Consider the following 14,535-nt stretch of genomic DNA (forward strand, 5'->3'; position numbering starts at 1 on the left):
TACCGGCGCGAGCAAATCAATCTAGCGCCGCAGTGTGAACGTGGTCGCGTGGCCCAAGGTGGCCTGCTCAAACCGGGAAGTCACCACCCCGATCACATCACTCAACGTCCGCGAAGGCACTTCAACGTGCAACGTGACGCATTCATGCCGGCGATCTGTCGCCACCACCTGCATGCGAGCCTCCCCTCCCAGCGCCCTCTGCAAAACGCGGCGCGGCCCGCTGGAGTCAAGCCCCGGCAGGATGAGATCGAACGCAACTACTGTGTGGAGTTTTCGGTTGGCCCGCACGAACGGCTGGGCCACAGGAACAGAAGGGGAACGGACCGGGGAAGCAACGCTTGCCTGAAGCATCGGATGTTGCACCGTCTCGCGACGGGCGGTGGTGGGAACAACACCACTTTAGCGAGCGGCGCATTAACAACGGGCATGGATCGCTGCGGTCCGTGTAAAGAAAGTGTTAACCCGGAATGGGCGCCGAGGTGGCCGCAGGCGGGGGCGCTGCCGGAATACCCTCGCGCACCAGCTTCGCGACGCGCTGCGCAAACTCCTCGTCCTTCGTCGTGAACACCTCACGCTCTCCTGCCGGCGTGGTCACGTACATCCTGTAGATCACGTCCTGCGTAATCCAGGACAAATACCCCACCACGGCAATCATTACGCCGAGCAGCAACCCCGGTCCTGAACCGAGAATTCCACCCGTCACCGCCACGATCAAACCGATCACACCCAGCGCAATAGGCAAGGGCTTCTGCCGCGGCACCATCACCACCGTTGCGCCGAGCAAATCACGTAGCGGAAACAACTGGCCCGACGCACTCAGGCCAGCGCGGGCAAACGTAATACCTCGTTCGTTGAAAGGGAGATCCTGTTGCATGGTTCGAAGTCTTGTCGGCGGAAAGAAAGGCGCAGATTAACAGACCCGCTCAGCACCGAGCATCCCGCAGATCGCCGCATGAGGGTTCGCTCCGGCGTATAGCCGGTCCGGCACCCTCGTCCTGTTCGTTACATTTCGATACTTTTTCGCACCCGTTTTCTGTCGATTTCGAGCCCGCTCATGCGTCTACCGAGTGAAGCCACCCCGACCCGGAGACATCGATGAAATTCCTGTGCCTCATTTTCTTTGACGAACGCTTGCTCGACGATCTGTCGAAACGGCAGTACGACGCACTAGTCGATGAATCCCTGGCGTATGACGAACGCTTGCGCGAGAGCCGCCATTTCATCGCGGCGCAGGCGCTGCAGTCCGCGAAGGAAGCGGTCACGCTCAGGGTTCGCGGCGAGAATGTCTCGATCACGGATGGCCCGTTCGCCGAGACCAAGGAGCAGGTGGGCGGCTTTATCCTGATCGAGGCGCGCGACATGAATGAAGCCATGCGCGTGGCTTCCGGCTTTCCCGGCGCACGCTTGGGCGGCGTGGAAGTGCGTCCGGTCAAGGAGCTGCGAGCATCATGGTCGGGCGCATGAGTTGCATGGAGTTGCATAACCTGAAAGGAGCAAACGATGCCAACGCTATTGAAAGACAGTCACGCGTTCAGCGGTTTTGCAGTGAAGGATCTCACCGAAGCAAAGACGTTCTACAGCGAGACCCTGGGCCTGGAGGTGACGAGCGAACCCATGGGCATTCTCAAGCTGCATCTGGCGGGCGGCAACAGCGTACTGGTCTATCCCAAGGCCGACTATGTACCGGCGACGTACACAGTGCTGAACTTCCCGGTCGATAGCGTGGAGCAGGCAGTCGACACGTTGAGCGCGCGCGGCGTGAACTTCGAACACTACGACATGCCGAGTCTCAAGACCGATGCCAAAGGGATTTTCCGGGGCTCCGAAGGCCCGGTGATTGCCTGGTTCAAGGACCCGGCGGGTAACATTTTTTCGGTGCTCGAAGATCGATAACGCACTGGCCACATGCACTGGCCACATGCACTGGTCACGCGCATTGGTCACGTCCCGGCCTCCATCGTCGATTCGCTGGACACCAGCCGCAATTCGTCGGCAATGATGGCTATCAACGCTTCCGCCGCCGCGCTCAACGGGCGTCGCGGATGGCTGATCCGCACAATGTGGCGCACGATCCGCGGCGCAAGAATGGGATAGGCACGCAGCGTGCCGAGCCGCACCGCGCGCTCCACCACAATGCGCGGAAGGATCGTCGCAAAGCGCGTGCTTTCCACCAGCTTGACGATCGTGCTCAGCACGTCGATCTCAAAGCGTGGCGCGAGTAGTACGTCTTCGTGCTGGGCGGCGGTATCGAGTACGCCGCGCAAGCCATGGCGCTTCGTGGGCAACACCAGTTCGAGTTCGGGAAGCTGCGCAAGCTCGATGGCATGTGGCAAGTCAGGACCATGCACGGCGCTGGTGACCAACACCATCTCTTCATCGAGCAAGGGCTGGGAGTCGAGCGACAGGCGCGCGCGTGGTTTGTTGATCAGCGCAGCGTCGAGTTGTCCTCCTGATACCCAGTCGATAAATGTCGCACTGTAACCGTCGGACACGGTGACTTCCACATGCGGATAACGAGCGTGAAAGCGCGACAGTGAATCTGCCAGCACGCTCTCTGTCACCGACGCAATCAAGCCGATCGATACATGCCCCGTCACCACTTCATCACGCTGCACCAGTTGCTGGCGCGCATACGTGAGGTCGCGCATGATTGGCAGGAAGAGGCGGTACATCAGCCGTCCCGCTGCGGTCGGGGCCATGCCGTGCGCCCCGCGTTCGAAGAGTTGTTGATGCAGCTCGTCCTCCAGCTTGGCGATCTGCATGCTCAACGCAGGTTGCACGATGTTCAGCCGCTTGGCTGCCCGCGTGACGGAGCCGTCCTCGAACAGGGCGATGAAATACTGAATCTGCTTCAGGTCCATGCGGGTCGGCTCAGCTCAGTAAAGACAGCGGATAGACAGCGGATAGCGGCCCGGTGAGCGGGTCATCAATAAGTCTAATGAAGGAACGATTGTTTATCAGACGCCCGGCAGCGAGGCAGCGCGCCCAAGTCCCATGTTATTGATATTCCACTAACGAAACGCTTACATCGGGGCAAACACGGATATCACGAGCATTGATCGACAGCATCAAAAAACAGTATTAGAAGTTATATCGCGTTGTCGCTACGCTTCATTTCAGAAATGATGGAGACGCGGATGAACCAACGTGACGCCGCGACGAACGGCACCGCAACACCCTCACTAACTCGCCAATCCTTCGACGCGTTGTCGCTGCGTGGCTGGCTCGCCCACCTCTCTGCCACGGGACGCGTTGCGACCATCGCTAAACCCGTCGCGCTGAAACACGAGCTCGCGGCCGTGGCGAAACGGCTCGACGGCAAGCAAGCGGCCGTATTCCTCGCGCCCGACGGACACGACATGCCGGTGGTCAGCGGCTTCATGTCCAGGCGCGCGTGGATTGCCGAAGCCATGGGCGTGCCGGAGAAAGACCTGTTGCAACGTTTTCGCGATGCAGCGGATCATCCGCTGCCGTGGAAAGAAGTACCCGCCGGGGAAGCCGCTTGCCAGCAAGTCGTGCATACCAGCGGCATCGACCTTCATGCGTTGCTGCCTATCCCCACCCATAGCGAACACGACAGCGGTCCGTACATCACCGCAGGTCTCGTGATTGCGCGGAACCCCCGCACCGGCGTGCAGAACGTGTCGATCAACCGTATCCAGGTTCACGCTCGCGATCGCATGGCGATTTTGCTGCTGCCGCGCCATCTGTACGCGTTCCAGAAAACCGCGGAAGCCGCGGGCGATGCGCTCGATATTGCCGTGGCAATCGGCGTCGATCCGCTGACCATGCTCGCGTCCCAAGCCATTTCCCCGATCGATTTCGATGAGCTGGAGATCGCCGGCGCATTGCACGGCGCGCCCTTGCCGGTCGTTAAATGCGTGACGAACGAGGTCCGCGTGCCGGCGTTCGCGGAGATCGTGATCGAGGGCCGCATCCTGCCGGACGTGCGCGAAGCGGAAGGCCCGTTCGGTGAGTTCCCGAAGTACTACAGCGCGCAGGAAGCGCGCGAAGTGATCGAGGTGACGGCGGTCACGCACCGGCAGAAGCCCGTTTATCACACCATCGTGCCAGCCGAAATGGAGCACTTGCTGCTCGGTGGAATTCCGCGCGAGGCGACGCTTTTATCGCACCTTCAACGCAGTCATCCGGGTGTGACCGACGTGCATCTTTCAGTGGGCGGCGTATGCCGTTATCACCTGTGGGTGCAGTTCGCGAAGAAGCGCGAGGGCGAAGCGAAGAACGTGATCCTGTGTGCATTCGGCGCGCATTACGACATCAAGCAGGTTGTGGTGGTGGACACCGACGTGGACATTCATGATCCCGCCGAAATTGAATGGGCGATCGCCACGCGTTTCCAGGCGGATCGCGATCTTGTGTTGATCGAAGGCGCGCAAGGGTCGCCGCTGGACCCGTCGACGACTATTGGCCAGCCGGACGATACCCCGGCGCATCTGCAGGGTATCAGCACGAAGATGGGTCTGGACGCCACGCGGCCGATGGTGTATTCGGGCCATGTGTTCACCCGCGTGCGAATTCCCGGCTACGACGCAGTCGACCTCGACGCGCTGGTTGCTCCCGATAACGATGCCTTCGACTCGTACCTGAGCGGGAAGCAATGAGCGCCGATCAGAAGCCGCGCCTAGTCGTCGGCATCTCAGGGGCGAGCGGCGCTGTCATTGGCGTGCGGCTGCTTGCTGCGCTGCGCCGTATCGGCACGCACGAGACGCATCTGATCGTATCGGCCTCGGGCGCGGTGACGGCGGCGCAGGAGCTTGGGCTTACGCGCAATGATCTCGAAGCGCTGGCCGATGTCGTGCATAACGTCCGTGATGTGGGGGCGTCGATTGCAAGCGGTTCGTTCGTCACGAGCGGCATGGTCGTGGCTCCCTGTTCGATGAAAACGCTGGCCGCGGTCGCGAATGGTTTTGCCGATAACCTGCTCACGCGCGCAGCCGACGTCATGCTGAAAGAGCGCCGCCGCCTGGTGCTGGTGGCGCGCGAAACGCCGCTCAACCTGGCGCACTTGCGCAACATGACAATGGCGACGGAGATGGGCGCGATCGTCATGCCGCCGGTCCCGGCGTTCTATGCACATCCGAAGACCATTGAAGACGTTGTTGACCATACCGTGGGCCGGATTCTCGATCTGTTCAGCATTGAGCACAGCGAAATAACCAGGCGGTGGACCGGTCTTGCCGATGAGTTCGGCACACGACGCAACGAAGGAGCAGACGAATGAACCAGCGCGAACAGACCGGTTTAGCCGGCATCGACGCGCGCGCTTCCGAGGCGGTCATAGCGGTGCAAGAGGCGCACGAGGTGCAAGAGGCGCTGGCGCCGCCGCTGAAGGCGAAAACCACTCATGTCGGGAAGTCGCTCGAACGTTTCGAAGACCCCGCCATCCTGACTGGCCGCGGCCGTTATGGCGACGATCTGGGTATCAAGCCAGGCACGCTGCACGCAGCCGTCCTGCGCTCGCCGCACGCCCATGCCGAACTGATTTCCATCGAAACAACCGCTGCGCTCGCATGCGAAGGCGTGCGAGGCGTGTTGACGCGTGACGACCTTGCTGCGTGGTCGCGCCCGTTCGTGGTCGGTGTGAAGTCGAAGATGGAGCAGTGGGCGCTGGCGACCGATCGCGTGCGCTACGTCGGCGAACCGGTTGCGGTGGTGATGGCCGAATCGCGTGCACTGGCCGAGGACGCACTCGACCTGATCAAGGTGGAGTACAAGACACTCGACCCGGTGACGTCAATAGAAGGCGCGCTCAAAAGCGACGCGCCGGTGCTGCATCCGAACGTCCAGACCAACGTGATCAGCGACCGGAGTTTTCGCTACGGTGAGCCCGAAGCGGCATTCAGGAACGCGCCGCATCGTGTGAAGCTGGAAGCGCACTATCCGCGCAATACCTGTGCGCCGATCGAATGCGCCGTGGTTATCGCTGAGTATCTTTCTGGCGACGAGGGGTATGACGTCACCTCGAACTTCATGGGGCCGTTCTCGCTGCACGCGGTGATGGCGCTCGCGCTGAACGTGCCGGCCAACCGCTTGCGTCACAAGGCGCCGCGCGATTCGGGCGGCAGCTTCGGCGTGAAGCAGGCCGTATTCCCCTACGTCGTGCTGATTTGCCTGGCCTCGCGCAAGGCGAACGCGCCGGTGAAATACGTGGAAGACCGGCTCGAACACCTGAGCGCGGCGACCTCCGCCACGGCGCGGCTGACCACGCTCGAAGCGGCCGTGGAAAACGATGGCCGGATCACCGCGCTCAACTACGACCAGGTCGAAGATTGCGGCGGTTATCTGCGCGCGCCCGAGCCCGCCACGTTTTATCGCATGCACGGCTGTTTAACGGGCGCCTACGCCATTCCCGGGCTGCTGGTGCGCAACAGGGTTGTGCTGACCAACAAGACGCCTACGGGCCTCGTGCGCGGTTTTGGCGGCCCACAGGTTTATTTCGCGCTCGAGCGCCTGATGCAACGCATTGCCATCGAGCTGAAACTTGATGTGCTGGATGTGTACCGACGCAATTTCGTTCCCGCCGATGCTTTCCCTTATCGCGCCGCGGCCGGCGCGTTGCTCGACTCGGGCAATTATCAGGAAGCGTTGAAGCGCTCGCTCGCCGAGGGCGGTTACGACGATCTCAAGGCACGACGCGAAACCGCACGCAAGGAAGGCCGTTTGTACGGCATCGGCTTTGCGGCGATCGTTGAGCCGTCGGTATCGAATATGGGTTACATCACGACGGTGATGCCCGCCGAAGCACGCAAGAAGGCCGGCCCGAAGAGCGGTGCTATCGCGAGTGCAACGGTTAGCGTCGACCTGCTTGGCGGCGTGGTCGTGACGGTGGCGTCGACGCCGGCGGGGCAGGGGCACATGACGGTATGCGCGCAAGTAGTGGCGGACGTGCTCGGGCTCGCGCCGCATGAGATCGTGGTGAACGTGGAGTTCGATACGCACAAGGACGCGTGGTCGGTAGCGGCAGGGAATTATTCGAGCCGCTTTGCTGGCGCAGTTGCCGGCACGGTGCATCTCGCGGCCGTGCGGGTGCGCGACAAGCTCGCGCGCATTGCTTCGTCGCAACTCGCGTGCAAGCCGGACGACATCCGTTTCGAAGGCGGTCGCATTTACAAAGCAGGCGACGAAACCAGTGCAATGCCGTTCGGGCGCGTCGCAAGCAACGCCCCGCATTGGGCGCCCGCATTGCTCCCTGAAGGCGAAGAGCCGGGGCTGCGCGAGACGGTATTCTGGACGCCGGAAAACATGGACGCGCCTGATGAGCAGGACCGCATCAATACATCGGCGGCTTATGGTTTCGCCTTCGATATGTGCGGCGTGGAAGTGGACCGTGCAACGGGACGCGTGCGGATCGACCGCTATGTGACCACGCACGATGCCGGCACGTTGCTGAACCCCGCGCTCGCCGACGGCCAGATTCGCGGCGCGTTCGCGCAGGGGCTGGGCGCGGCGCTGATGGAAGAGTTTCGCTACGGCGCCGACGGCAGTTTCCAGTCCGGCACGCTGGCGGATTATCTGATGCCGACCACCTGCGAAGTGCCCGATCCGGTGATCATTCATCTGGAGACGCCATCGCCTTTCACGCCGCTTGGCGCCAAGGGCTTGGGCGAAGGAAACAACATGAGCACGCCGCCCTGCATTGCGAATGCAGTGGCCGACGCGCTCGGCGTAGAAGACATTCGTTTGCCGCTCACGCCTTCGAAAGTAATGGCGCTGGTCGGTATGGATGACCCGGAACCTTCGCGGCCCGAGTTCCGCGAGACGCAGCAGAAGAAGCGCGTAGTGCCGGGCGGTAAAGCGCTGACGGCGCAAGGCAGCGTGGATCTCGCTGCATCGCCGGAAGCAATCTTCGCGGTACTGCTCGATCCGAACGCGCTCGCCAAGGTGATCCCTGGTTGTCACGCGCTTGAAGCGAAGGGCGAGAACGCGTATCGCGCGGATGTGACTGTGGGTGTTGGGATGATCAAGGCGCGCTTCGAAGCGGAGATCAGGCTGTCCGATATCGATCCGCCGCACCGCTTGCGTCTGGCTGGCGCGGGCATGTCGTCGCTTGGCAGCGCGCGTGGCAATGGTCTCGTGGAACTCACGCCCGATGGTACCGGCACGCGGCTCACGTACGACTACGAGGCGCAAGTCTCGGGCAAGGTTGCAGCCGTGGGCGGACGGATGCTTGAGGGCGCGGCGAAGGTCGTGTTGCGGCAACTTTTTGAATCGCTGGGACGTCAGGCGGCGGGCAAGCCCGTGAAAACGGGTGGTTCGTGGCTCGGCCGGCTGGTTGCACGCTTCAGGAGGAACTCATGAAGCCGGCGCCATTCGACTATGTGCGCGCTGTTTCCACGCACGACGCGCTCGAAGCGCTCGCGCAAACCGGCGAAGAGGCACGCATTCTCGCAGGCGGCCAGTCGCTGATGGCGGTGCTGAACATGCGGCTTGCGCAACCGCGGGTGCTCATCGATATCTCGCGCACCGAGGATCTCAATCGCGTGAGCATCGACCACGGTCATCTTGTGGTGAGCGCCGCCGCCACGCAAGGCAGCGTGGAATGGCGTGCGTCGCTGCACAACGAAGTCCCCTTGCTCGCGCTCGCGTTCCCGCACATCTCGCATTTTCAGATCCGCAATCGCGGCACCGTATGCGGGTCGATCGCTCATGCCGACCCTAGCGCGGAGCTGCCGCTGGTGCTCTCGGTGCTGGGCGGCGACGTGATGTTGCGATCGAAGAAACGCAAGCGCGTACTCAAGGCGGAAGATTTTTTCCAGGGCATGTTGATGACCGCGCGCGAGCCCGACGAACTGATTGAAGGCGTGCGGTTTCCGTTGAAGCGGGCCGGCGAGCAATACGGGTTTACCGAATTTTCAGCACGCCACGGTGACTTCGCGATGGTCGCGTGCGCCACCGTGGTCACCGATACATCGCTCAGGATCGCAGTAGGCGGTGTGGCGGACCGGCCGGTGGTTGAGCAATGGCCAAGGCTGCTCGGCGATGACTTGCGTGACGCGCTGAACGACCTGAGCTGGAAGCTGAATGCACAGGACGACGCGCATGTCAGCGCAACGTATAGACGCCATCTGGTGCGGCAACTCGGATGGCGCGTGATAGAGGAGGCGAAGTGAGCAAGACATCATCCACCACGCTTGGAGCAGGCGAGCGCCGGCGCATCACCGTGACGCTCAACGGACGGGGGCGCACGGGCTATTGCGAATCGCGCGACCTGTTGTCCGATTTCGTGCGTCACGAACTGGGCGCGACCGGAACGCATGTGGGTTGTGAACATGGCGTGTGCGGTGCGTGCACCGTGCATGTGGACGGAGTGGCGGCACGATCGTGCCTGATGCTGGCGGTGCAGGTGGAGGGCCGTCGTGTGGACACGGTCGAAGGTCTCGCGCCTGACCAGACGCTAGGCGATCTGCAACGGGCGTTCCAACGCCATCACGCCTTGCAGTGCGGCTTTTGCACTGCGGGCATTCTGATGTCGTGCGCGGACTATCTCAAGCGCGTACCGGATCCGACGGAAACGCAAGTACGCGAGATGCTGTCGGGCCATCTGTGCCGATGTACGGGTTACACGCCGATCGTGGCGGCGGTGCTTGATGTAGCGGCGTTGCGTAATAAAAACTACGAGAACATCAAGAAGGAGCCGGAACATGCTTGATCTCGGCCGGACCTTTTTGCAAAGCGTTGAACGCAGCCCCAACACGCTCGCCCTCGTGGATGGCGATGTGAGGCTGACCTACGCGCAGTGGCACGACATCATCCTCAAGACCGCCGGCGGTTTGTGCGAGCTGGGTCTCGCGCGCGGTGACCGCCTACTCGTGGTACTGCAAAACCGCTGGGAAATGGCTACGCTCCATTGGGCCTGCCAGTTCGCGGGCATTGTCATGACGCCGTTGAACTGGCGCGCGAAACCCGAGGAACTCGACTACTGCGTGACCGATGCGGACGCGAAAGCGGTCGTATTCGAACCGGTTTCCGCCGATGCGGTCTATGCAAGCGAGGCGGCGCAGAAGCTGCCGCGTATCGCGCTGGACAATGCACGCGGTACGACTTCATTCGATGCGCTGCTGAGCGGGCATGCGGCGAGCGTCATGACAGACGCCACAGCCGACGACATCTCGCTGATCCTCTATACCTCCGGGACAACGGGCAAGGCGAAGGGTGTGCCACGGCGTCACCGGCATGAGCGGGCCGCTGCGCTCGCACACGTGGCACAGAACCTGTACCGCCACGGCGAGCGCACGCTGGGCGTCATGCCGCTTTATCACACCATGGGCGTGCGTTCGTTGCTCGCCATGGCGCTGGTCGACGGCCTGTTCGTTTGCGTGCGGCGCTGGAATGCGCCCCAAGCGCTGGAGTCGATTAGCGCGTTCGAGCTCACGTGCCTGTATCTCGTGCCTACGCTTTATCACGATCTGCTGGCGGCTCCCGGCTTTGAGAACGCAAGCATAGGTTCAGTGACCAAGCTCGGTTTCGCGGGCGCGCCCATGAGCGATGGCCTGCTGAAGCGTCTGTCCGCCGCATTCAAGCCCGAACTGTTTGTGAATCACTATGGATCATCCGAGGTGTACACGTTCAGCATCGACCAGGACGCCACGCGCAAACCCGGCAGCGCAGGCCGTGCCGGCATCAACACGCGGCTGCGTGTGGTGAAGCTGGATGCTGCCTCGCCGATCGATTTCGCGGCCGCGCACGAGGAAGGCCAGATCATTGCGGACTTGCTTGGCGATGAAGCATTCGAAGGTTACTGGAATCGTCCGGACGCGAATGCGAAGTCCTTGCGCGACGGCTGGTACTTCACTGGCGACACGGGCTTTTTCGACGAGGACGGTGACCTCTTCGTTAGCGGCCGTGTGGACGACATGATCATCAGCGGTGGAGAAAACATCTCGCCGGTCGATATTGAATCGGTCTTGTCGCTGCATCCGGCCGTGGACGAAGTGGCCGTCGCGGGCGTGAAAGACGAGCGCTGGGGACAGCGCGTGGTCGCGTTCATCAAGCGCCGTGATTATGTCGACGCCGGCGCGCTCGACGCCTGGTGCCGCGAGTCGGATCTCGTGAATTTCAAGCGTCCACGCGACTATGTTTTCGTCGACGACATTCCGAAGTCGCCGGTCGGCAAGATTCTGCGCCGCAAATTATCTGCCGGTGAATATGACCTCGACACCACGAACAGCCCTACCGAAACAACTAAGGAGTAACCGATGACTGACTTGACCCATCGCGGCCAGATGCTGTTGCAGGACCTGGACGGCTTCTCGATCGAAGTCGATGAAAAACGCGAGCGCGCCGACATCATTTTGCATCGCCCACCGTTGAACGTCATATCGATGCATGCACGCGACCAGTTGCGCGCGGCGTTCGAAGCGCTCGACGAAGATGACCGCGTGCGCGTGATCGTGATTCGCGCCAACGGCGAGCATTTTTCGAGCGGTGGCGACATCAAGGGCTTCCTTGAAGCATCGCCGGAACATGTGTCGAAACTCGCCTGGAATATCGCAGCGCCCGCTCGCTGCTCGAAGCCAGTAATTGCGGCGAATCGCGGTTTCTGCTTTGGCGTGGGCTTCGAGTTGTCGCTCGCTTGCGACTTCCGCATTGCGACCGATACGACGTTCTACGCATTGCCGGAGCAGAAGCTCGGGCAGATCCCGGGCTCGGGCGGCTCGGCGCGTCTGCAGCAGATGGTGGGTATCGGCAGGACCAAGGATATTGTGATGCGCTCGCGCCGGATTCCCGGCAAGCAGGCATACGAATGGGGCATCGCGGTGGAGTGCGTAGCGGACGCGCAGTTGGAAGCCACGACCGATGCACTCGTCGATGAACTGCGCGCGTTCTCGCCGCTCGCACAGCGCACGGCCAAGAAGCTGCTCAACGACACGGAAGATGCGCCGCTCTCGATTGCTATTGAACTGGAAGGGCACAGCTACAGCCGGCTGCGCACATCGGACGATTTCCGTGAGGGCGTGGAGGCGTTTCATAGCAAACGCAAGCCGGTGTTTCGCGGTAGCTGAAGGTCGCATCACACCATAACGAAGAGACTTCCAACGAGAGCACGACAGTTCGACGTGCCAAATACACGGCGCCGTTCAAGAGAAGGCGCTGCGACCTTCAAGGAGATGACAATGTCCGTAGCAGCACAGGAAAGCGCCGCCGCGCCCGATGTAAACACGCGACAGGTGATGGGCGCAGTAGTGGCCTCATGCCTGGGTTGGGCACTCGATCTATTCGATCTGTTTGTGCTGCTGTACGTGGCTCCCGTGGTTGGCCGGCTGTTCTTTCCGTCCGAACATGCCATGCTTTCGCTGGCAGCGGTATACGCGTCGTTCGCGGTGACCCTGCTGATGCGTCCGCTCGGCTCCGCGTGGTTCGGTTCCTACGCGGACCGGCACGGCCGCAAGGGCGCGATGATTCTCGCGGTCGTCGGCGTGGGGATATCGACTGCGCTTTTCGGCGCCTTGCCTACCGTTGCACAGGTCGGCCTGGCAGCGCCAATCCTGTTCCTCGCGTTGCGGCTGGTGCAGGGCGTGTTCGTGGGTGGAGTGGTGGCGTCCACGCATACCATTGGCACGGAATCGGTTGCGCCGAAGTATCGCGGCGCGGTGTCCGGGCTGATCGGCGGCGGCGGTGCGGGCCTGGGCGCCTTGCTCGCTTCCATCGTATTCCTGACCATGTCGTCTATCTTCCCGGGCGAACTCTTCGACGTATGGGGCTGGCGCTGCATGTTCTTCACCGGGATCATCAGTTCGATGCTTGGGCTGTTCGTCTTCAATAGCCTCGAAGAGTCGCCGCTGTGGAAAAAGCTGGCGGCGGAGAAGGCCGCAAAGGCCGCAGCGCGCGATATCTCCGCGCCGGTGGAAGTCATCCGGTCGCCGATCAAGACGCTGTTTTCGCGGGACTATCGCGGCATCCTGTTCGTGAACCTGCTGCTCACGGTTGGCGGCGGCAGCGGTTATTACCTCACCTCGGGTTATTTGCCGACATTCCTCAAGGTGGTCAGCCACGTGCCTAATGGCGCCGCCGCTGGCATCCTGATGATCGCGAGCGTGGGAGTACTCGCGGCTTCGGTGGCAGCGGGGCACCTGAGCACGTTCATTGGCCGCAAGTCTGCGTTCATCTGGATCGGGCTGGTGCGCCTGATCGCGCTGCCCGCGCTGTTCCTGCTGTTGCCCAGCGCGCCAAGCATCACGATGATCACCGTCTATGCCGTTGTGTTGAGCGCGCTCGGCAGCGCGGGTTATGCGCCCATCCTGATCTTCCTGAACGAGCGTTTCCCGACCGCGATCCGTGCGACCGGAACGGGGCTGTCATGGAATATTGGCTTTGCGATCGGCGGCATGATGCCGACCGCCGTCTCGCTGGTGGCGAAGAACCCGGGCGAGTTGCCGATGACGCTGGCGATCTTTGTCGGCGTGATCAGCGTGATCTTTCTGGCGGGCGCGTTCATCGTCCCGGAGACGCTGGGCAAACTCGACAATCGCTCGGTGCATGCGGGCTGATTGCTTCCGCTTGGCTGAAGCTTTCGATTCAGCCGGGCGTGGCGGTCGTAGTCACGCGACGGATGTTGTCCGTGATGATTTCGATGAGTGCGTTCGTTGCGGCGCCGATTGGCCGCTTCGGATGACTCACGCATACGATATGCCGCACGATTCCTGGAGAGGCAATGCGATAAGCACGGAGCAGGCCGTCGTCCACTTTTCGCTGAACGACGACACGCGGGAGGATGGTCGCCACGTTGCTCTGTTCGACGAACTGCACAATCGTGTTCAGCAGATCGATTTCAAACTTCGGCTTGATCACAATATCTGCGTTTAGAAGCGCGGCATCGAGCACGCCGCGCAGACCGTTGCGGCGGGTGGGCAGCACGAGTTCCAGATCGCCGAGTTCAGCCAGGTCGATGGCCTCGGGCATCGGTCGTCCGTGGATGACGCTGGTGACGAGCACCATCTCTTCGTCGAGCAGGGCACGCGTGTCGAGCGAGAGACGGCCGCGCGGCTTGTTGATGACCGCGGCATCCAGGCGCCCGGCCTCGACCGCATCGATCAATTGCGCGCTGAAGCCGTCCGCTACGGACACCTCCACTTGCGGAAACATTGCGTTGAAGGTGGCGAGCGATTCGGGCAGCACACTCTCCGCTTCCGACGACACCATGCCGAGCGCCACGCGCCCGGTGACGATCACGTCGCTGCGGCTGAGTTGCTCGCGGGCGTGTTCAATATCGCGAATGATAGGAACGTATAGCCGATACATCAGGCGCGCGGCTTCGGTCGGCGTCATGCCGTGCGGTCCGCGCTCGAACAGTGGCTGGTGAAGCTCTGCTTCAAGCTTCGATATCTGCATGCTGAGCGCCGGCTGCACGATGTTAAGCCGCTTCGCCGCGCGCGTGACCGAGCCGTCTTCGAACAGCGCGATGAAATAGTGAATCTGCTTCAGGTCCATAAACGGCGGCGCGTTATCCGCGCGATCCAAAGGACGAATGAGACCACAAGCATCCCCTCGGCGCCAGCGTGTTCTGGCTTTCAGGAA

The 14,535-nt window shown here is 61.9% G+C and carries 13 protein-coding genes; 10 read left to right on the forward strand and 3 right to left on the reverse strand.

The window, feature by feature from the left end:
- Window positions 1–457 precede the first annotated feature (457 nt).
- On the reverse strand, window positions 458–874 hold the full coding sequence (locus tag SBC1_RS29020; RefSeq protein ID WP_165102970.1) for a DUF6232 family protein: 417 nt from the start codon (window positions 872–874) through the stop codon (window positions 458–460).
- 221 nt (window positions 875–1,095) lie between these two features.
- On the opposite strand from SBC1_RS29020, the gene SBC1_RS29025 reads away from it, so the two are divergent.
- Window positions 1,096–1,464: a YciI family protein gene (locus SBC1_RS29025; protein ID WP_165102973.1), complete on the forward strand. Its 369-nt coding sequence runs from the start codon at window positions 1,096–1,098 to the stop codon at window positions 1,462–1,464.
- A 36-nt stretch (window positions 1,465–1,500) separates the two neighbouring features.
- Window positions 1,501–1,893: a VOC family protein gene (locus tag SBC1_RS29030; RefSeq protein ID WP_165102976.1), complete on the forward strand. Its 393-nt coding sequence runs from the start codon at window positions 1,501–1,503 to the stop codon at window positions 1,891–1,893.
- Between the two features lie 47 nt (window positions 1,894–1,940).
- Here the strand turns inward: SBC1_RS29030 and SBC1_RS29035 are convergent, their stop codons facing one another.
- Complete coding sequence (locus tag SBC1_RS29035) at window positions 1,941–2,861, reverse strand: LysR family transcriptional regulator (RefSeq protein ID WP_165102980.1); 921 nt, start codon at window positions 2,859–2,861, stop codon at window positions 1,941–1,943.
- 276 nt (window positions 2,862–3,137) lie between these two features.
- Between SBC1_RS29035 and SBC1_RS29040 the strand changes: the two genes are divergently transcribed.
- The 8 genes from SBC1_RS29040 (at window position 3,138) to SBC1_RS29075 (ending at window position 13,508) form a co-directional block, all read left to right on the forward strand.
- Window positions 3,138–4,622 carry a UbiD family decarboxylase gene (locus SBC1_RS29040; protein ID WP_206366142.1) on the forward strand — a complete coding sequence of 495 codons (1,485 nt, stop codon included), beginning with the start codon at window positions 3,138–3,140 and terminating at the stop codon, window positions 4,620–4,622.
- Entirely contained in the window at window positions 4,619–5,242 is a 624-nt protein-coding gene (locus tag SBC1_RS29045) for a UbiX family flavin prenyltransferase (protein ID WP_165102983.1), read from the forward strand. Before SBC1_RS29040 ends, SBC1_RS29045 begins: the two co-directional genes overlap by 4 nt.
- Window positions 5,239–8,319 carry a molybdopterin cofactor-binding domain-containing protein gene (locus tag SBC1_RS29050; RefSeq protein ID WP_165102988.1) on the forward strand — a complete coding sequence of 1,027 codons (3,081 nt, stop codon included), beginning with the start codon at window positions 5,239–5,241 and terminating at the stop codon, window positions 8,317–8,319. The genes SBC1_RS29045 and SBC1_RS29050 overlap by 4 nt, the downstream gene beginning before the upstream one ends.
- A complete protein-coding gene (locus tag SBC1_RS29055) occupies window positions 8,316–9,131 on the forward strand; it encodes a xanthine dehydrogenase family protein subunit M (protein WP_165102992.1) in 816 nt (271 codons plus the stop codon). The genes SBC1_RS29050 and SBC1_RS29055 overlap by 4 nt, the downstream gene beginning before the upstream one ends.
- Window positions 9,128–9,670, forward strand: a complete 543-nt coding sequence (locus tag SBC1_RS29060; protein ID WP_241202357.1) for a (2Fe-2S)-binding protein — start codon at window positions 9,128–9,130, stop codon at window positions 9,668–9,670. The genes SBC1_RS29055 and SBC1_RS29060 overlap by 4 nt, the downstream gene beginning before the upstream one ends.
- Complete coding sequence (locus SBC1_RS29065; protein WP_165102998.1) at window positions 9,663–11,213, forward strand: AMP-binding protein; 1,551 nt, start codon at window positions 9,663–9,665, stop codon at window positions 11,211–11,213. The genes SBC1_RS29060 and SBC1_RS29065 overlap by 8 nt, the downstream gene beginning before the upstream one ends.
- 3 nt (window positions 11,214–11,216) lie before the next feature.
- A complete protein-coding gene (locus SBC1_RS29070; RefSeq protein WP_165103002.1) occupies window positions 11,217–12,023 on the forward strand; it encodes an enoyl-CoA hydratase/isomerase family protein in 807 nt (268 codons plus the stop codon).
- 111 nt (window positions 12,024–12,134) lie between these two features.
- Complete coding sequence (locus SBC1_RS29075; protein ID WP_165103005.1) at window positions 12,135–13,508, forward strand: MFS transporter; 1,374 nt, start codon at window positions 12,135–12,137, stop codon at window positions 13,506–13,508.
- A 28-nt stretch (window positions 13,509–13,536) separates the two neighbouring features.
- Here the strand turns inward: SBC1_RS29075 and SBC1_RS29080 are convergent, their stop codons facing one another.
- Window positions 13,537–14,448 carry a LysR family transcriptional regulator gene (locus SBC1_RS29080; RefSeq protein WP_165103009.1) on the reverse strand — a complete coding sequence of 304 codons (912 nt, stop codon included), beginning with the start codon at window positions 14,446–14,448 and terminating at the stop codon, window positions 13,537–13,539.
- Window positions 14,449–14,535: the final 87 nt, after the last annotated feature.

Source organism: Caballeronia sp. SBC1 (genome assembly GCF_011493005.1).
GTDB lineage: Bacteria > Pseudomonadota > Gammaproteobacteria > Burkholderiales > Burkholderiaceae > Caballeronia.

What these genes read in the sequence shown, in the direction of transcription:
- SBC1_RS29050 (WP_165102988.1), top strand. Translation starts at nt 5,239, where the DNA reads ATGAACCAGCGCGAACAGACCGGTTTAGCCGGCATCGACGCGCGCGCT.
- SBC1_RS29020 (WP_165102970.1), bottom strand. Translation starts at nt 874, where the DNA reads ATGCAACAGGATCTCCCTTTCAACGAACGAGGTATTACGTTTGCCCGC.
- SBC1_RS29040 (WP_206366142.1), top strand. Translation starts at nt 3,138, where the DNA reads ATGAACCAACGTGACGCCGCGACGAACGGCACCGCAACACCCTCACTA.
- SBC1_RS29065 (WP_165102998.1), top strand. Translation starts at nt 9,663, where the DNA reads ATGCTTGATCTCGGCCGGACCTTTTTGCAAAGCGTTGAACGCAGCCCC.
- SBC1_RS29025 (WP_165102973.1), top strand. Translation starts at nt 1,096, where the DNA reads ATGAAATTCCTGTGCCTCATTTTCTTTGACGAACGCTTGCTCGACGAT.
- SBC1_RS29045 (WP_165102983.1), top strand. Translation starts at nt 4,619, where the DNA reads ATGAGCGCCGATCAGAAGCCGCGCCTAGTCGTCGGCATCTCAGGGGCG.
- SBC1_RS29070 (WP_165103002.1), top strand. Translation starts at nt 11,217, where the DNA reads ATGACTGACTTGACCCATCGCGGCCAGATGCTGTTGCAGGACCTGGAC.
- SBC1_RS29080 (WP_165103009.1), bottom strand. Translation starts at nt 14,448, where the DNA reads ATGGACCTGAAGCAGATTCACTATTTCATCGCGCTGTTCGAAGACGGC.
- SBC1_RS29055 (WP_165102992.1), top strand. Translation starts at nt 8,316, where the DNA reads ATGAAGCCGGCGCCATTCGACTATGTGCGCGCTGTTTCCACGCACGAC.
- SBC1_RS29075 (WP_165103005.1), top strand. Translation starts at nt 12,135, where the DNA reads ATGTCCGTAGCAGCACAGGAAAGCGCCGCCGCGCCCGATGTAAACACG.
- SBC1_RS29035 (WP_165102980.1), bottom strand. Translation starts at nt 2,861, where the DNA reads ATGGACCTGAAGCAGATTCAGTATTTCATCGCCCTGTTCGAGGACGGC.
- SBC1_RS29030 (WP_165102976.1), top strand. Translation starts at nt 1,501, where the DNA reads ATGCCAACGCTATTGAAAGACAGTCACGCGTTCAGCGGTTTTGCAGTG.